The sequence below is a fragment of the Micromonospora sp. NPDC049301 genome, from assembly GCF_040678715.1.
Lineage (GTDB): Bacteria > Actinomycetota > Actinomycetes > Mycobacteriales > Micromonosporaceae > Micromonospora.
Genome location: NZ_JBFAQO010000001.1, coordinates 733,318 through 750,642 on the forward strand (window position 1 = coordinate 733,318; position 17,325 = coordinate 750,642).

Here is a 17,325-nt window from a genome sequence, read left to right on the forward strand (position 1 = left end):
GCGGGCCTGACCACCGCGACCGGCGAGCCGCTGGCCGACCGGCTCGCCGCCCAGCTTCGGCAGGCCGGGGCGGACGAGGTGCGCTTCGCCGCCGGACTGGACGAACTGGCCGCGCTGGCCGACACCGCCACCGGCCCGCTGCTGGTCACCGGCACCGACCTGGTCGCGCACACCGCCGTACTGCGACACCTGGTCACCAGCCCGGTGGGACCGACGGTCGCACTGGTGCTCACCGACCCGCCGGTGCCCGGGCGGACCGCCGTGCGCGAGGAGCGCGGCCAGGTGGTCGACGCCGGCGCGGTGGACGCCCTGGACGGCGACGCCACCGGAGTGTTCGGGGGCGCGTTGCGGGTCGGCGTGGACGACCTGCCGACCCTGGCCGCCGCCGCCCGGGCCGCCGCGGTCGGCATGCTGCCCATCGCCACCCCGATCGGCCCGGTCGGGGATGTCGCACCGTTCGGGCCCAGCGACGGCACCGGGCGGCCCGGGCCGGTCACGGCCGGCGGCCCCGGGTCCGCCGTGGACCGGCTCGTCGCGGGTCTCGCCGCGCTCGGCACCCTGATCTTCGCCCAGCGGGTACGCCTGCTCGTGGCGCACCGGGTCGACGACGCGGCCGGGCTGGCAGCCGCCGAGGCGGCCGTCACCGCGGTCGACGAGGACCGGGCCGAGCTGCGGCTGGCGGTGAAGGAGAAGGACGACTTCTTCTCCACCTATTTCGTCAGCACCTGGTCGCCGTACGTCGTCCGGTTGGCGGCCCGGCTCCGGCTCACCCCGACCGGGGTGACGGTGATCTCGGTGCTCTTCGCGCTGGCCGCCGCGGTGCTGTTCGGCGTCGGCGGGCGGCTCGCGCTGGTCAGCGGCGCGGTGCTGCTCTACCTCGGTTTCGTGCTGGACTGCGTGGACGGCCAGTTGGCCCGCTACACCCGGCACTTCAGCGCCTGGGGTGGCTGGCTGGACACGATGGCCGACCGCGCCAAGGAGTACCTGGTCTACGCCGGGCTCGGTTTCGGTGTGAGCCACGCCGGCCTGGGCAACGGCTGGGCGCTGGCGATCGCCGCCATGACGTTGCAGACCGTCCGGCACATGACCGACACCTGGTACGGGGTGCTGCACGACGAGGCGGCCCGCCGGCCGAGAACCGCGACGGGTGCCAGCGGCGGTATCGGGGACCGGTTGAACGCCGCGTCGACCCGGGTGCAGGCGGACACCGGCTCGCTGTCGTACTGGCTGAAGCGGACCGTGGTCTTTCCGATCGGCGAGCGGTGGGCGCTGATCGCGCTGACCGTGGCGCTGTTCAACCCGCTGGTCAGTCTGATCGCGGTGCTGGTGTGGGGCGTGCTGGCCTTCGCGTACACCGGGGCGCTGCGTACGCTGCGGGCCCGCTGGATGTGGGTGCCGGTGCTGGACACGGTCGATGCCACCCTGCACCGCGACGACGGGCCGCTGGCCCGCCGGCTGCCGGTGGTCCGCCCGATGGGGCCGCTGACCCTGGCGGTGATCGCCGCGCTCGGCCCGGCGGCGCTGCTGGTCGCGGCCGTGCTGGGCGACGCGCCCGACGGGCTGCGCTGGGCGGTGCCGGTGGCGCTGCTCGTGCTGCTGGTCGCTGGCCTCGGTGCCGGGGCCGCGCACAACGGTCCGTTGGACTGGCTGGTGCCGGCCGCGCTGCGGGCCGCCGAGTACCTGTTCGCGATCGCGGTCGGGGTGGTCGGCGGCGCGCCGGGGTGGCTGATCTTCGGCTACGTCTTCGTGCTCACCGTGCACCACTACGACCTGACCGCCCGACTGGAGAAGCGGCAGTCAGCACCCCCGCTGCACCCGGCCACGCTGGGCTGGGAGGGACGGTCGGTGGTGCTGGCCCTCGCGGCGATTGCCGGAATCGTGAGTATCGGCATGGCTACACTCGGTGCGTACCTTCTCGTGGTTTTCGTGGCGAGCGTCGTCCTGGCCTGGTTCGTCCGGCCGGCCCGTAGCGCGCGGGCGTCGGCCGCGCCGGTGGGCGCGGGAGGTGGCGCGCCGCGCTGACGGAGGGACGGCCGGATGACCCTGATCAGTTTCGTGGTGCCGGCCTTCCGGGTGCAGGGCTACCTGCGCGAGTGCCTGGACTCGATCCTCGGCCAGCCGGAGACCGACCTCGAGGTGATCGCGGTCGACGACTGCTCGCCGGACTCCGGCGGCGAGATCATCGACGAGTACGCGGCCCGCGACCAGCGGGTCCGGTCGATCCGGCTCCCGGAGAACGTCGGCCTCGGTCCGGCCCGCAACGTCGGGCTGGACCGGGCCGTCGGCGAGTACGTCTGGTTCCTCGACGGCGACGACTGGCTGGCGCCGGAGTGCCTGCCGGAGGTCGCCGAGCGGCTGCGAGGCACCCGGCCGGACGTGCTGCTGGTCGACCACGTCCGGACGCACTGGAACGACACGGCCACCCGCAGCGCGATGGCGGAGGTGTTCCCCGAGTCGCCCGGCGCGGACACCTTCCGACTGCGGGACCGGCCGGAGGCCATGCGGCTGCTGCACACCGCGTGGAACCGGTTGGTCCGCCGGGAGTTCCTCGTCGACCTGGGGCTCCGCTTCGCGCCCGGCTGGTACGAGGACGTCTCGTTCAGCTACCCGGTGCTGATGGCGGCGCAGCGGATCGGCGTACTCGACCGGGTCTGCGTCAACTACCGGCAGCGGCGGGCCGGCGCGATCACCCGGACCCGCGGTGACCGGCACTTCGAGGTGTTCCCGCAGTGGCACCGGGTCTTCCACCTCATGGACACCTGGGGGCCGGCGGTGGACGCCCTGCGGCCGGCGGTCTTCGAACGGATGATCTGGCACTACCTGACCGTGCTCGGCAACGGCCAGCGGATCGCCCCGGAACTGCGGCCCGCCTTCTTCGCGCAGATCACCGCCGACTACGCGCGCTGGCTGCCGGCCGGCGGGTACCCGGTGCCGGGCGGGGTGGAAGGAATCAAGCACCGGCTCGTCGCCACCGGCCGCTGGCGGACGTTCAGCGCGTTGCGGGCAGCGAGCCGGGCCCGCGACACCGCTCGCCGGCGGGCCCGTACCACGCGGCGGCGGGTCGGTCCTGCCGCCCGGCGCGGCGTCCGGCTGACCCGTGACGGACTGCTGCGCGAGTACTACCGGGCGGAGTTGCGCCGGCCGGTGGATTCGACGCTCGCGCTGTACGCGGCCTACTGGTACCGGGGGTACGCCTGCAACCCGGCGGCGATCTACGAGGAGGCCCGCCGGCTGGCCCCCGGGGTGCGCGGGGTGTGGATCGTGCGCCGGGACCGGGTGGACACCGTGCCGGCCGGAGTGGAGTACGTGGTCGCCGGCACCCCGGCCTACTACCGCGCGCTGGCCCGGGCCCGGTGGCTGGTCAACAACGTCAACTTCCCGGACTTCGTCCGGAAGCGGCCGGAGCAGGTGCACGTGCAGACCCACCACGGCACGCCGGTCAAGGTGATGGGGCTGGACCAGCAGCGCTACCCGATCGGTGCGGTCGGGATGGACTTCGCCGGGCTGCTGCGCCGGGTGGACCGCTGGGACTACAGCGTCAGCGCGAACAGCTTCTCCACCCAGATGTGGGACCGGGCGTACCCGGCCTCGTACACCACCCTGGAGGTCGGCTACCCGCGCAACGACCGACTGGTCAACGCCGGCCCGGACGAGGTGCGCCGGCTGCGCGCGGAGTTCGGCTTCCGCCCCGACGAGCAGGTCGTGCTGTACGCCCCGACGCACCGCGAGCACCTGCCCGGCTACCGGCCGCCGTTCGACCCGGACCGGTTCGTCGAGGCGCTGGGTGACTCCGGCCGGCTGTTGATGCGCAGCCACTACTTCAACGACCGGGATCGCAGCCCCCGCCGAGCGGTGGACCGGGACCGGGTCCGCGACGTCAGCGGTCACCAGCGGGTGGAGGACCTCTACCTGGTGGCCGACGTGCTGGTCAGCGACTACTCGTCGGCGCTGTTCGACTACGCGGTGCTGGACCGGCCGATGGTGCTGTACACCCCGGACTGGGAGGCGTACCGGCTGGCCCGGGGTGTCTACTTCGACGTCACGGCGGAGCCGCCGGGCGCGGTGGCCACCACCTTCGCGGACCTGCTCGACCTGTTCCGCACCGACGCGGTGCGCTCGGACGCGGCGACCAAGGCCAGGGCGCACTTCCGGGGCCGGTTCTGCGCGCTGGACGACGGGCGCGCGGCGGAGCGGGTGGTACGCCGGGTGTTCCTGGGTGAGCCGGACGAGCGGGCCCCGCGCTGCTGATCGCGCCGCCCGCCGGCCCTGTGTCGGTTAATAGCGGTGCCATCGGTCGAACATGAGACGTTCACCCGATGTGCTGATCCAATGATCCTGGTCACAGTCTTCTGGGGTTCGGCCGACGAACTGGGGGAGGAGACGGTGACCACCGTCGCGCTCAAGGATGTCACCAAGGTCTTCAAGGACGGCACGCTGGCCGTCGACAGCATCAACCTGGACGTGAACGACGGCGAGTTCATGGTGCTGCTCGGCCCGTCCGGCTGTGGCAAGTCCACGGTGCTGCGGATGATCGCCGGGTTGGAGGACCCGACCCAGGGTGCGGTGCTCCTCGACGGGGAACTGGCGAACGACCTGCCGCCGCGGGATCGGAAGATCGCGATGGTCTTCCAGGACTTCGCCCTCTATCCGCACATGACCGTCGGTGACAACATCGCCTTCCCGCTGCGCCTGGCCGGGGTCGAGCCGACGCCGCGGGGCGAGCGGGTCACCGACGTGGCCAGCGCGCTGGGCATCGGCGACGTGCTCGCGCGCAAACCGGGTCAGCTCTCCGGCGGGCAGCGGCAGCGCGTCGCGATGGGTCGCGCGATCGTCCGCCGGCCCGGGTTGTTCCTGATGGACGAGCCGCTGTCCAACCTGGACAGCGGGCTGCGCGCGGAGCTGCGCGCGGAGATCTCCGGCCTCACCCGGGAGCTGGGCGTCACCACCGTCTACGTCACCCACGACCAGGCGGAGGCCCTCACCATGGCCGACCGGGTGGCCATCATGCGCCGTGGCGTGCTCCAGGACGTGGGCACTCCCACCCAGGTGTACGGCCGGCCGGCGACGCTCTACGTGGCCGCCTTCCTGGGCAGCCCGCGGATGAACCTGCTCGAGGCGTCGGTCTACGTGCATCTGGACCGGTACGTCACGCTCAACCTCGGCGAGCAGTCGCTCTACCTGCCCTGGGACGACATCCGCAGCCGGGCCGTGGCGCACTACCACGGCGAGCGGATCGTGGTCGGCATGCGGGCCGAGGCGCTCACCCCGGTCTCCCCGGACAGCCCCGGTGACGTGCTGCGCGGCCGGATCCGCTACCTGGAGCACCACGGGCACGAGTCCCTCGCGTTCCTCGACATCGGGGCGACCGCGATCGTGGTCGACGAGATGGGCGCCCGCCTGGACAACCCGCCGGTGGGCCAGCGCGGCCTGCGCCGGTTCAACTCGGTGATGCAGCGGCTCACCGGCAAGGCCGTGGAAGCGGGCGACGCGCCGGGTGGCACCCGGACGAGCGTGCTGCCCGACCCCGGTCGGCACCATCGCCGCCCGGCCGAGCTGGCGGTGCGGTTGGCGCCGTACCCGGCGGTCACCGCGGGTCACCCCCTCTCCGTCGCGGTCCGGATGGACGCGCTGCACTTCTTCGACGAGCGTGGCGGCCGGATCGACGTGGGGTGGCGCTGACACCACGCCGGAGCGGGGTGGCGGGACCGCCCCCCGGTGTCCTACCGTCTGCGCACCCAGTCCACTGTGAAAGACACCGAGAGGGGTGCACCCGTGTCGGGTGACCGTCCCAGCCCGCTCGTCATCGAGCGCATCCTCCGCGATCGGCAGGGGATCTGGCAGCAGATCGTGGCCGAGCGTGACCTGAACGCGTTGACCGGGCGCATGCTGGCGAGCTCGGCCATCGCGCTCGCCTGCTACGGCGCGGTGCTGGGTGCCTTCCACAGTCCGCTGATGGCGCTGACCTCCGCGCTGAAGTTGCCGCTGCTGTTCCTGGTCACCCTGGCCATCTGCCTTCCCACGCTCTACCTGTTCAACCTGGTCTTCGGTGCCCGCCTCTCGGTGCGCCAGTCGCTGGCGTTGGTGATGGTGGCGATCACGGTCACCTCGATGCTCGCGGTGGCGTTCGCGCCGATCAGCCTCTTCTTCCTGATCACCGCGCCCGACTACGGTTTCTTCAAGCTGCTCAACGTGGCGATCCTGACCCTGTCGGCGCTGGTCGGGCTGCGTTTCCTGACCGGCGGGATGCAGGTGCTCAACGACCACGGCCTGCTCGCCCCGGAGGCGGCCCAGACCCAGGCTCCGGCGCAGGCCGTGCCGGCCGCCGTGCCCGCCGGTGCGGTGCCCGCGGCTGACCAGGTCGCCGAGCCGGTCGCCGTGCCGGCCGGAGCGCCCGCGGCCGGGTCGGCCGGCACGGTCCCGAACGGCGCCACCCCCGAGGCCGGGTCGCCCGCCGCGCAGGCCCCGGCGCAGGTCCCGGCGCAGGCCCCGGCCCAGTGGGGCGGGCAGCCGACCGCCAGCTCCTTCCCGCCCGGCATGCTGCCGCCCGGCTACCCGCAGCCACACCGCCCGTGGGCCAACCCGCCGGTGCGGCGTGGCGAGCCGGCGCAGCGGCCGGCCAGCATGACCCTGCTCTACATCTGGATCCTGCTCTTCGGTTTCGTCGGCACCCAGTTGGCCTGGACGCTGCGTCCGTTCTTCGGTGACCCGGGTCAGGATTTCGCCTTCTTCCGCAGCATCGACGGCAACTTCTACGCGGAGATCCTGCGGACCATCGCCAACCTCTGAGCGCCGTCCGGACCGGAAAATCCCTGGTTGCCGGGGTGGTTACCGGCTAGTAACGTCAGGCCATGACCATCGACTCCCGCCAGGTGGCGGCCGGCATGCTGGAAGCGGTGCCGTTCGCCCGTACGCTCGGCTTCGAATTCGTCGAGGTGGCACCCGAAGCGGAGGGCGGGGTGCGGGCCGTCGTCCGGCTCCCCGACTCGCCGGCCACCCACAACCACGTCGGCGGGCCGCACGCCGGGGCGATGTTCACCCTCGGTGAGACGGCCTCCGGCGCGGTGGTGCTGGCCGCCTTCGGGCAGCTTTTGGATCGGGCCGTGCCGCTCGCGGTCCGCGCCGAGATCGCCTACCGGAAACTGGCACGGGGGCCGGTGCTGGCCACCGCGCGGCTCGGCAGGCCGGCTCTCGAGGTGATCGCCGAGCTGGAGTCCGGGAAGCGGCCCGAGTTCCCGGTCGAGGTGGAGATCACCACCGAGGACGGCACCCCCACGTCGGTGATGACGGTGGTCTGGACGCTGCGGCCGAACTGAGCCACGACAGGGCCGGCGGAAACGGGGCTTGCCGACCCGGACAGATGGTTAGATTCGTAGCGTGCTGGGCCTACCTGCTCACGTGACCGCCTGTCTCTTCGACCTGGACGGTGTGCTGACGCAGACCGCCCGGGTGCACAACGCCGCCTGGACGGAGACGTTCGACGAGTTCCTGCGGCAGCGGGCCACCGCCACCGGTGAGCCGTTCCAGCCGTTCGACCCCGGCCCCGACTACAACCGCTACGTCGACGGCCGGCCCCGCGCCGACGGCGTCCGGTCGTTCCTGGCCTCCCGAGGGATCGTGCTGCCCGAGGGCAGCCCCGACGACCCACCGGACGCCGACACGGTCAACGGAGTCGGCAACCGCAAGAACATCCTGCTGCTGCACCGCCTGCGCACCTCCGGCGTCGAGGTCTACCCGGGCTCGGTGCGCTACCTGGAGGCGGCGACCGCCGCCGGGCTGCGCCGAGCCGTGGTGACCGCGAGCGCCAACGGGCGCGAGGTGCTCGCCGCCGCCGGGCTGGAACCGTTACTGGAGGCGCGGGTCGACGGGCTGCTCGCCCGGGCCGAGGGCCTGCGCGGCAAGCCGCACCCCGACACCTTCCTCGCCGGGGCCAGGCTGCTCGGCGTCGACCCGGCGCAGGCCGCCGTCTTCGAGGACGCGCTCTCCGGGGTGGCCGCCGGCCGGGCCGGCGGCTTCGGTTACGTGATCGGCGTCGACCGGGTCGGGCAGGCCGACGAGCTGCGTACACACGGCGCCGACATCGTGGTCACCGACCTCGCCGACCTGCTCGACGCGGGCGACGCCGAGCCACTGCCCGCCGCCCGCAACCCGACCGGAGAGCGGGGTCCGGCGTGATCCGGGAGCGGGCCTATCCGGTCGAGCCCTGGCACGTCCGGGAGACCCGGCTGGACATGGACGTGCTGGCCCAGTCGGAGTCCGTCTTCGCGCTCTCCAACGGGCACGTCGGTCTGCGCGGCAACCTCGACGAGGGCGAGCCGCACGGCCTGCCCGGCACGTACCTCAACTCGTTCTACGAGCTGCGTCCACTGCCGTACGCGGAGGCCGGCTACGGCTTCCCCGAGTCCGGGCAGACCATCGTCAACGTCACGAACGGCAAACTGATCCGGCTGCTGGTCGACGACGAACCGCTCGACGTGCGCTACGGCCAACTGGTCTCCCACGAGCGGATCCTCGACATGCGTGCCGGCACCCTGCACCGGGAGCTGCAGTGGCGCTCGCCGACCGGCCGGGAGGTCAAGGTCCGCAGCACCCGGCTGGTGTCGTTCGCCCAGCGGTCGGTCGCCGCCATCAGCTACGAGGTGGAGGCGGTGGACGGTCCGCTCCGGCTCATCGTGCAGTCCGAGCTGGTCGCCAACGAGACGTTGCCGCCGCAGAGCAAGGACCCCCGGGTCGCGGCGGTGCTGGAGTCGCCGTTGCTGGCCGAGGAGGAGCTGACCACCCCGGACGGTGGGCAGCTGATCCACCGCACCAAGGTCTCCGGCCTGCGGGTGGCCGCCGCGATGGAACACGAGGTGCACGGCCCGGACCACACCACCATCGAGTCCGAAGGGTACGAGGACTGGGTCCGCACCACGATCGCGTGCATGCTCAAGCCGGGCGAGAAGCTGCGGGTGGTCAAGTACCTGACGTACGGCTGGTCGAGCCGCCGCTCGCTTCCCGCGCTGCGCGACCAGGTCGGCGCGGCGCTGGCCGGTGCCCGGCTGGACGGCTGGGACGGGCTCTGCCGCGAGCAGCGCGGCTACCTCGACGAGTTCTGGGACGCCGCCGACGTGCGCGTCGAGGGGGACCCGGAGGTGCAGCAGGCCGTCCGCTTCGGCCTCTTCCACGTGCTCCAGGCCGGTGCCCGGGCCGAGCGTCGGCCGATCTCCGCGAAGGGGCTGACCGGCCCCGGCTACGACGGGCACGCCTTCTGGGACACCGAGATGTTCGTCCTGCCGGTGCTCACCTACACGCAGCCCAACGCGGTGCGCAACGCGCTGCACTGGCGATACAGCACCCTGGATTCGGCCCGGGAGCGGGCCGAGACGCTCAACCTCAAGGGCGCCGCCTTCCCCTGGCGGACCATCGAGGGCCCCGAATCATCCGGGTACTGGCCCGCGGGCACCGCGGCCTTCCACATCGCCGCCGACATCGCCGACGCGCTGCGCCGCTACGTGCTGGTCACCGGGGACACCGACCTGGAACGGGAGATCGGGCTGGAGCTGCTGGTGGAGACCGCCCGGCTGTGGCGCTCGATCGGCAACCACGACCGGCACGGGCAGTTCCACATCGACGGGGTGACCGGCCCCGACGAGTACACCGCGATCAAGAACGACAACATCTACACCAACCTGATGGCGCAGCGGAACCTCCTCACTGCCGCCGACGTGGCGATGCGCTACCGGGAAGAGGCGTTCCACCTCGGGGTCACCGACGAGGAGGCGGCGAGCTGGCGGGACGCCGCCACCTCGATGCACATCCCGTACGACGACGAGATCGGCGTCCACCAGCAGGTCGAGGGGTTCACCCGGCTCCAGGAGTGGGACTTCGCGCACACGCCGGCGGAGAAGTACCCGCTGCTGCTGCACTACACGTACTTCGACCTGTACCGCAAGCAGGTGATCAAGCAGGCGGACCTGGTCCTGGCCATGCACTGGCGGGGGGACGCGTTCACCCCCGAGCAGAAGCTGCGCAACTTCCTCTACTACGAGCGCCGCACCGTGCGCGACTCGTCGCTGTCGGCCTCCACCCAGTCCGTGCTCGCCGCGGAGGTGGGCCATCCCGAGCTGGCGCACATCTACCTGCGCGAGGCCGCGCTCATGGACCTGCACAACCTCAACGAGAACACCCGGGACGGCGTGCACATGGCCTCGCTGGCCGGCGCGTGGCTCGCCCTGGTCGGTGGGATCGGCGGGTTGCGGGACCACGACGGTCTCCTGTCGTTCGCCCCCCGGCTCCCCAGCCGACTCAGCCGACTGGAGTTCTCGCTCCAGTGGCGGGGGCTGGCGTTGCGGGTCGACGTCCGGCCGCACCAGACGACGTACTCGCTGCGGCACGGCGGCCCGGACGACGTGGTGGAGCTGCGCCACCACAACCAGGTGCTGCGGGTGACCTGCGACGAGCCGGTCACCGTGCCGGTGCCGCCTGCCGAGCCGTCCGGGCCGGTGCCGGAGCAGCCGCCGGGCAGGTCGCCGCTGCTGCGGTTGCCCGAGCACGAACAGTGACGGCCGGGGCGGGATCACTCCCGCCCCAGCCGCCGAATCCCTGGTGGGTCCCGACCATCGAGTGCCGGGTTCGCTCCGGCCGTCGATCGGTGGGCCCGGCCGGTGCGTCAGACCGGCTCACCGGTGGACGGCCGTCCCAACGCGTCCCTGGGCGCCATCGCCCGGGGATCCTCGGGAGTCCGCGCCTGCGCGGCCTCGTCCCCCCAGTCCCGGCTTCGCTCGGCGTCCTGTTCCCGCCGGTTCCGCTCGTCCATCTGCTGCTGCCGCGACGTCTGCTGCTGAGCCATGACGATCCTCGCGATCCGTCGGGGCGCGGTCTGCGCCGACACGGTCTGCGGTCGCCCCTCGCCTACCCGACGCCCCACCCGGCAAACTCCGGGCCCTCGCCCCGGCCGTACCCGAAAACACCAGCCGTCGTGGCCGGGTGCGTGCGGCGCGGCGGGTTGGGTACCCGCAGTGCAGGCGACTACGGGGAGGTGCGGCATGGACGAGCAGCGCAGCACGGTGACCATCCCGGTCGGGGACGCCCAGCTCCCCGCGGACCTGATGCTGCCGGCTCAGCCGGTCGGCGTGGTGCTGTTCGCGCACGGCAGCGGCAGCTCGCGCCACAGCCCGCGCAACGTGGCGGTGGCCGGGACGCTGAACGGTCGTGGGCTCGGCACGGTCCTCGTGGACCTGCTGACCCCGGCCGAGGACGAGGTGGACGCGCGTACCGCCGAACTGCGCTTCGACATCGGGCTGTTGGCCAGCCGGCTGGCCGGGATCGTCGACTGGTTGGCGGCCGAGCGCCCCGCCGGTGACGTCCCGATCGGCCTCTTCGGAGCGAGCACGGGTGCCGCTGCCGCTCTGGTCGCGGCGGCTTCCCGTGCCGACCGGGTGGGCGCGGTGGTGTCCCGGGGTGGTCGCCCCGACCTGGCCGGCGCCGCCCTGGACCGGGTGCGTACCCCGACGTTGCTGCTGGTCGGCGGCTTCGACGAGGAGGTGATCGCCCTCAACGAGCAGGCGCTGGCCGAGCTGGGGGACGTCGGCGAGCTGCGGATCGTCCCCGGTGCCACCCATCTCTTCGAGGAGCCCGGCACCCTCGAGCAGGTCGCCGAGCATGCCGGCACCTGGTTCACCACCCACCTCAGCCGCGCGACCGCCCCAGCGCGTCGATCATGAGGTCGACGGGTCGATCGACAGCACCGAGCGGTGGCGTTGGACGGTGTCGACGATGCGCCAGAGGACGGCGGTGATCGGGACACTGACGAAGGCGCCGGCGATGCCCGCGATCAGGGTGCCGGCGGTGACCGCCACCAGGATCACCGCCGGATGCAGCCGGACCTGCCGCTTCATGACCAACGGCTCCAGCAGGTTGCCCTCGATCTGCTGTACGGCGATCACCGCGGCCAGGGTGAGCAGCGCCGTGGTCGGCCCGTTGGCCGCCAGCGCCACCAGCACCGCCACCGCGCCGGCCACCGTCGCACCGATGATCGGCACGAAACCGCCGAGGAAGGTGATCAGCGCCAGCGGCAGGGCGAGCGGCACCCGCAACACCACCAGGGCCAGGCCGATGCCGATCGCGTCGATCGCGGCGATCAGCATGGTGCCCCGGCTGTACGCGCCCAACGTCCGCCAGCCGGCCCGACCGGCCTCGGCCACGACGGACCTGTTCGGCCCGGTCATCCGGGACAGCACCCAGTGCCACATCGAGCGGCCGTCCTTGAGCAGGAAGAAGAGCAGCACCAGGGCGAGCAGCGCGGAGCCCAGCACCTCGGTCACGGTCCGGGCGCCGGCCACCGGGTCCGGGGAGCTCCCGCTCAGCCCCTGCCGTGCCTGGTCCACCAGCCGGTCCAGCTGTGCGTCGGTGACCGGCAGGGTGGACGTGACGAAGTCGCGGCTGCGGGCCAGCCCCTGGGTCAGCTCCTGACTGAGCTGGTCGAACTGACTCGCGGTCAGGTTCCACACCAGCGCGCCGACCCCCACCAGGATGCCGAGAAGCAGCAGCACGGTGAGCAGCGCGGCCAGCGCCGGTGGCAGCCGCAACCGGCGCAGCCGCAGCAGCACCGGGTCGAGCAGCGCGGTGAGGAAGATGGTGGCGGCCAGCGCGATGGCCAACGGCGCCAGCAGTACGGCGATCCGGCCCAGCAGGTAGAGCCCGGCGACCACCACCACCAGGCAGGCGCTCCACACCACCGCGGTCCGGACCAGCCAGGGCAGCGCCACCCATGCCTGGCGCGGCCCGGAGCCGCCCGTTGTCGCCCCGGCGCCCGCCTCGGGCCCGTCTGCCACCATGTCGGTCCTCCTCGATCTCGCGAGGTCGGTACCCGGCCCGGCGCACGCCGACACCCGTACCGCCTCAACGCGGGGTGGCCGGCAGCGTGACGGGTGCGGCCAGAGGGTGCTGACCAGCCCGTGAAGCCGGAATCGAGCGGTTTGCGCTGCCCGACCCAGGGAACGCTGACGGGAGGGGAGTGACAGAAGTAGAGGAGGACTCGCGTGGGCGACTTCATGGACAAGGCCAAGGATTTCGCGGACAAGCACGACAAGCAGGTCGACCAGGGGCTGGACAAGGCCGGCGACATGGCCGACAAGCGCACCGGCGGGAAGTACGACGACCAGATCGACAAGGGCGTGGACCAGGCCCAGTCGCGTACCGGCGAGGGCGACCAGGTCCGCTGACGCACCCGACGTCTCCCGGGTCGCCATGCACCGGCGACCCGGGAGTGTCCTGTCCGGACCCGTGTGCCCCTCGCGGGAGCCGAGGGGCACACCGGTCAGCGCTGGTGCTTCTCGCGCAGCTCGCTCATCGAGGTCGGCCGGCCGCTCAGCGCGTCGCGCAGCCGGTCGACCAGGCCGGTGCCGGGGGCGAGGAGCTTGTTCGCCGGCGGGTGGTCCGGCGCGCCGGGGTGCGGTCGGGTCGGTGCGATCTCCTTGATCGCCGTCACCTTGTCGGCCAGTTCGACCAGCTCCTCCCGCGCCGTCGCCGCGCGCAGCCGGGGGAAGAGCTCGTTCTCCTCATCCCGTACGTGGTGTCGGATGGTGCTGGTCAGGTGTGCGAGCAGCTCCTCGAAGCGGGAGTCGGACGGGTCGATGGACTCCAGCTCCTTCATCGTCCGTTCGGCGTCGGCGTGTTCGGCGATCTCGTGATCGGCGATCTCGTCGCCGTCGGGTAGCGCCTTGCGCGCGGTCGGGTAGACGTACGCCTCCTCGGCCACCGAGTGGCGGACGAGTTCGGCGATCACCACGTCGACGAGTTGGCGACGGTACTCGGGGGTGCCCTGCCGGGTCTCCAGCTCGACGAAGAGCGTCTCGACCTCGCGGTGGTCGGCGACCAGGACGTCGACGACGTCCTGGTCGGCGGTGGTCTGCGGGTTGGTCATCTCACGGCCCCTTACCGGTTGCGGATCGGTGGGTGTGTGCGCCCTGGTACCCCGCAGCCGTTCGCCAAATCACGCCCGCCGATGGATTCGCGGGGCGGCTGGCACGACCACCCGCGGATGCTCCTGGTGCAGACGGGGCAGATGGGAACGATTGCCCGCCGGACGCCCGGGTAACCGTGGCCATGCCCGACGACCGCCCACCAGCCGAAAGCGACCGGTCGCCGCTCGACGAGGCTGCCGAGCGGAGCGGCCAGGCCGTCGAGCACGTTCGGCACCGCGGCGGGCAGGCCGGCCGGATCCGCGCCCGGCAGTGGCAGCTCACCCTGGTGATCGCCGTTCAGGCGGGGCTGGCCGCGGCGCTGGCGGCCCTGATCGCGCGGCACCTGCTCGGTCCCGGAGCGCACGTCTTCGCCCCCGCGGCCGCCGTCGGTACGATCGCCACCGCCATCGGGCAGCGGGCCCGGCGCACCTTCGAGCTGCTGGGCGGTGTGGGTCTGGGCATCATCATCGGTGACACGCTGCGCTTCTTCCTCGGCTCGGGGCCGTGGCAGACCGGCGCGGTGGTCGCCCTGGCCATCGCCAGCGCGCTGCTGGTGGCGGGAAAGGGTGGCCAGCTGGTCGCTCAGGCCGGCGGTACCGCCGTGCTGATCTCCACGCTGGCCCCGATGGAGCCCGGCCTGGAGTTGCCCCGGATCTTCGACGCGCTGGTCGGGGGCGTGGTCGGCCTGGCGGTGGTCGCGCTGCTGTTGCCGGTCAACCCGATGCGGGTGCTCGACCGGGCCGCGGCGCCGATCTTCGCGGTCCTCTGCGAGCAGCTCGACGAGCTGGCGCAGGCATTGCGGGGGCGCGACGCCGACCGGACGATGCGCGTCCTGGAGCGGCTCCGCGGCACCGAGGGTGATCTCAGCCGGCTGCACGAGGCGCTGAGCGGCGCGGAGGAGGTGGTGACGATCGCTCCGGTCCGCTGGCACCGCCGCCAGCAGTACCACGAGTACGCCCGCGGCGCGGCTCACCTGGAGCGGCTGCTGCTGGACAGCCGCGCCATAGCCCGCTGGTCGACCACCGCACTCCAGTACGACGAGACCATCCCACCGGAGCTGCCGGACGCAATAGCCCGACTGGGTCAGGCGACGAGGGAGATGCGCAGGGAGGGCCGGATCGGCCGCGATCCCGAGCGCACCCGCCAGATGGTCGAGCAGTGCGCCGAACTGGCCGGGCGGGCCGTCGCGACCGGGGTCGGCACGTTCGGCGAGGCCCTCGTCACCGGCCTGCGAACCGCAGCCAGCGATCTCCTCCGAGCCGCCGGCTGCGACTCGGACGACGCGAACACGGTCGTGCGCCGGGCGGCCGGCGCCGGCGAGGCGGCCATCCATCCGCCGGCCCGGCGACACCTGCACCGGGCCCGGCCGACCCGGGCGGTCCGGGCCCGACGGCGCTCGAACCTCGCCGCCCGTAGGCGCAACGACGATCGGGCCGGCCTCCCCGACAGGGGAAGACCGGCCCGGTGAAACGGCAGGGTCAGGAGGAGTAGCCGCGCTCGGCGATCCAGTTGGCGACCTTCGGCAGGCTCATCCAGTACTCGCCCAGCGCCGGGTCCGCCGGGTCGGCGATCCGGATCGTGTCGCCACCATCCCGGTAGCCGACCAGGGTCAGGTAGTGGCCACCCTCGTACGAGTGCGGGTTGCCGTCGGTGTCCACGGTCGTGCCCATGATGTTGGCCACCACCGGCCGGCCGGCGTCCACCGCGGCCAGCACGTCCCGGCGCAGCTGCTCGACCTGCTCCGGGCGGGCCACCGAGTCACTGATCTCCGTGGTCCGGTACTTGCCGCCGGTCAGCTCGTTGAGCACGCGGGTGGTGTCCAGGGCCGAAGCGGTGCCCGCCTCGGTGGTGCCGAGCAGCTCGGCCACCTCGTCCTGGGAGAGCTCCTTGCCCTGCGCGGACAGAGCCATGCGGGTCGCGGCCGGGCCGCAGTAGTAGAAGTTGGGCTGGGCCTGGTAGTCGATGCCGAGGATCCGCTCGGCGGACCGCTCACTCTGGCTGGCCCGATCGCTCTGGCTCGCCGAGGTCGGCATGCCCTGCACCGGGGCGGCCAGCGCCGGCATCGCGGGGCCGAGAGCGCAGCCGCCGGCGACCAGCACGCCGGCGACGGACAGGCCGCTCTTCTGGATGATCGGATTCATCGTCGAGTCTCCGTTCGGGGTTGGCGCCTCCGCGTTCGCGGAGGGCGGCAGCACGGGAATGGCGCTCGGCCCACTGAGGGGGCGACGACCGCGGCAGTCTCGGCCACGGCCTACCGGGGATCTAACGGCCCTGCTCGGGTGGGCATTCCGCGACCGGGGGCCCCGGTACGGACGGTCACGCACAGGTGCAACGGCCCCGGTCGGGCGGGGATTTCCGGGTAGGTCGTGCCGCCGCTCACGGCGTACACCGCCCTGCGGCTATCCGCGCAACAAACGGTCGACAGGGCACGAACCGGTCACTGGGCGTGGCCGACAGGGGACGATGGGCCGGGGCGGCGGTTTCAGAGGCTGCCGAGGACGCCGGTCACCGTGATTTCGATGACCACCCGCTCCGGATTCGGGCGTGGGGTCCGATACCGCTCGGCGTAGCGGCGCTCCGCCTCGGCGACGGCGGCCCGGTCCGAGCGCAGCACCGCCCGGCCCTCGATCGTCAGCCAGCGCCGGCCGTCCACGTGGCAGACGGCCACCGGGGTGCCCGCAGCGCCGGCGGCAGCCACGTGCCGGGCCTTGCGGGAGGTACCGGAGGTGATCACGCGGGCCAGCCCGGCCGCGGGGTCGAGGGTGACCCCGACCGGCACCACGTGCGGGGTGCCGTCGGCGCGCACGGTGGTCAGCGTCGCGAGGTGTCGTTCCGCGCAGAACGCCGCGACGCGCTCGTCGCGTACGTCCAACCCGTGATCGCCCGCCATGACCCGCCCCCGTCTGCCGACCCGGCCACGATCATGGCACGGGGCGCTGTGCCCGGTCCCGGTCCGGCGGCCCGTCGGGCTGCCCGGGCAGCCGGCGACCCGCCGCCCGGCGCTGGTGCACCAGCCGGCTGAGGTAGATCAACGCGCCGGCCAGAACACCCATGTCATCCAGGTAGATCGGGTCCGGGAGCAGGTCGACCGGGAAGATCGTGTAGATCAGCGCCCCGTAGAAGGCGACCTTGCCACCCGCGCCGAGCCCGGCCAGCAGCCGTCGGGTCCGCACCACCCGCACCGCGAGCACCACAGCGCCCACGAGTGTGGCGAGCGCCAGGATGCCGGCGATCACCACGAGGACCCACGCCTGACGGGACATGTCGTCACGCTAACCCACGCCGGCCCGCCCGGCCCGCCGACGAGGCTCGGCACGCGGGTGCCATCACCCGGCCCGGTCCTCCGGCTCCGGCACGCCGCCGGTCGGGTCGTGCCGAGCGG

General features: G+C 72.8%; 16 protein-coding genes. 10 read left to right on the top strand and 6 right to left on the bottom strand.

The features are described from left to right. Window positions 1-6 precede the first annotated feature (6 nt). The 7 genes from AB0K07_RS03505 (at window position 7) to AB0K07_RS03535 (ending at window position 10,541) form a co-directional block, all read left to right on the top strand. Window positions 7-2,022 carry a DUF5941 domain-containing protein gene (locus tag AB0K07_RS03505; protein WP_363751411.1) on the top strand — a complete coding sequence of 672 codons (2,016 nt, stop codon included), beginning with the start codon at window positions 7-9 and terminating at the stop codon, window positions 2,020-2,022. 15 nt (window positions 2,023-2,037) lie between these two features. Continuing rightward, window positions 2,038-4,248: a bifunctional glycosyltransferase family 2 protein/CDP-glycerol:glycerophosphate glycerophosphotransferase gene (locus AB0K07_RS03510; RefSeq protein WP_363750661.1), complete on the top strand. Its 2,211-nt coding sequence runs from the start codon at window positions 2,038-2,040 to the stop codon at window positions 4,246-4,248. Between the two features lie 135 nt (window positions 4,249-4,383). After that, window positions 4,384-5,679 (top strand): ABC transporter ATP-binding protein, encoded by a 1,296-nt coding sequence (locus AB0K07_RS03515; protein ID WP_363751412.1) that lies wholly within the window; start codon window positions 4,384-4,386, stop codon window positions 5,677-5,679. A 93-nt stretch (window positions 5,680-5,772) separates the two neighbouring features. Further along, window positions 5,773-6,786: a hypothetical protein gene (locus tag AB0K07_RS03520; protein WP_363750663.1), complete on the top strand. Its 1,014-nt coding sequence runs from the start codon at window positions 5,773-5,775 to the stop codon at window positions 6,784-6,786. A gap of 62 nt (window positions 6,787-6,848) precedes the next feature. Then, on the top strand, window positions 6,849-7,313 hold the full coding sequence (locus tag AB0K07_RS03525; protein WP_363750665.1) for a DUF4442 domain-containing protein: 465 nt from the start codon (window positions 6,849-6,851) through the stop codon (window positions 7,311-7,313). Between the two features lie 61 nt (window positions 7,314-7,374). Beyond that, window positions 7,375-8,172, top strand: coding sequence for a beta-phosphoglucomutase family hydrolase (locus AB0K07_RS03530; RefSeq protein ID WP_363750667.1), 798 nt, complete (start codon window positions 7,375-7,377; stop codon window positions 8,170-8,172). Then, complete coding sequence (locus AB0K07_RS03535; protein ID WP_363750669.1) at window positions 8,169-10,541, top strand: glycoside hydrolase family 65 protein; 2,373 nt, start codon at window positions 8,169-8,171, stop codon at window positions 10,539-10,541. Before AB0K07_RS03530 ends, AB0K07_RS03535 begins: the two co-directional genes overlap by 4 nt. A 107-nt stretch (window positions 10,542-10,648) precedes the next feature. Here AB0K07_RS03535 and AB0K07_RS03540 read toward each other — a convergent pair whose 3' ends face one another. Next, window positions 10,649-10,828, bottom strand: coding sequence for a hypothetical protein (locus tag AB0K07_RS03540; RefSeq protein WP_074319115.1), 180 nt, complete (start codon window positions 10,826-10,828; stop codon window positions 10,649-10,651). Between the two features lie 196 nt (window positions 10,829-11,024). Here AB0K07_RS03540 and AB0K07_RS03545 point away from each other — a divergent pair, with 196 nt between their 5' ends. Next, window positions 11,025-11,702 carry a dienelactone hydrolase family protein gene (locus AB0K07_RS03545; RefSeq protein WP_363750671.1) on the top strand — a complete coding sequence of 226 codons (678 nt, stop codon included), beginning with the start codon at window positions 11,025-11,027 and terminating at the stop codon, window positions 11,700-11,702. On the opposite strand, the gene AB0K07_RS03550 is transcribed toward AB0K07_RS03545, so the two are convergent. Further along, on the bottom strand, window positions 11,697-12,815 hold the full coding sequence (locus AB0K07_RS03550; protein ID WP_363750672.1) for an AI-2E family transporter: 1,119 nt from the start codon (window positions 12,813-12,815) through the stop codon (window positions 11,697-11,699). The two genes, AB0K07_RS03545 and AB0K07_RS03550, sit on opposite strands and share 6 nt — an antisense overlap. A gap of 204 nt (window positions 12,816-13,019) precedes the next feature. On the opposite strand from AB0K07_RS03550, the gene AB0K07_RS03555 reads away from it, so the two are divergent. Further along, window positions 13,020-13,202, top strand: a complete 183-nt coding sequence (locus AB0K07_RS03555) for an antitoxin (protein ID WP_363750673.1) — start codon at window positions 13,020-13,022, stop codon at window positions 13,200-13,202. Window positions 13,203-13,297: 95 nt separating this feature from the next. Here the strand turns inward: AB0K07_RS03555 and AB0K07_RS03560 are convergent, their stop codons facing one another. Continuing rightward, window positions 13,298-13,903 carry a hemerythrin domain-containing protein gene (locus AB0K07_RS03560; RefSeq protein ID WP_363750674.1) on the bottom strand — a complete coding sequence of 202 codons (606 nt, stop codon included), beginning with the start codon at window positions 13,901-13,903 and terminating at the stop codon, window positions 13,298-13,300. Between the two features lie 182 nt (window positions 13,904-14,085). Here AB0K07_RS03560 and AB0K07_RS03565 point away from each other — a divergent pair, with 182 nt between their 5' ends. Then, entirely contained in the window at window positions 14,086-15,411 is a 1,326-nt protein-coding gene (locus tag AB0K07_RS03565) for an FUSC family protein (protein WP_363750675.1), read from the top strand. A gap of 10 nt (window positions 15,412-15,421) precedes the next feature. Here AB0K07_RS03565 and AB0K07_RS03570 read toward each other — a convergent pair whose 3' ends face one another. The 3 genes from AB0K07_RS03570 to AB0K07_RS03580 form a co-directional block, all read right to left on the bottom strand. After that, window positions 15,422-16,084 (bottom strand): C39 family peptidase, encoded by a 663-nt coding sequence (locus tag AB0K07_RS03570; RefSeq protein ID WP_363750676.1) that lies wholly within the window; start codon window positions 16,082-16,084, stop codon window positions 15,422-15,424. A 341-nt stretch (window positions 16,085-16,425) separates the two neighbouring features. Continuing rightward, on the bottom strand, window positions 16,426-16,833 hold the full coding sequence (locus tag AB0K07_RS03575; protein ID WP_363750677.1) for a TIGR03618 family F420-dependent PPOX class oxidoreductase: 408 nt from the start codon (window positions 16,831-16,833) through the stop codon (window positions 16,426-16,428). Window positions 16,834-16,864: 31 nt separating this feature from the next. After that, entirely contained in the window at window positions 16,865-17,206 is a 342-nt protein-coding gene (locus tag AB0K07_RS03580; RefSeq protein WP_363750678.1) for a YkvA family protein, read from the bottom strand. Window positions 17,207-17,325 lie beyond the last annotated feature (119 nt).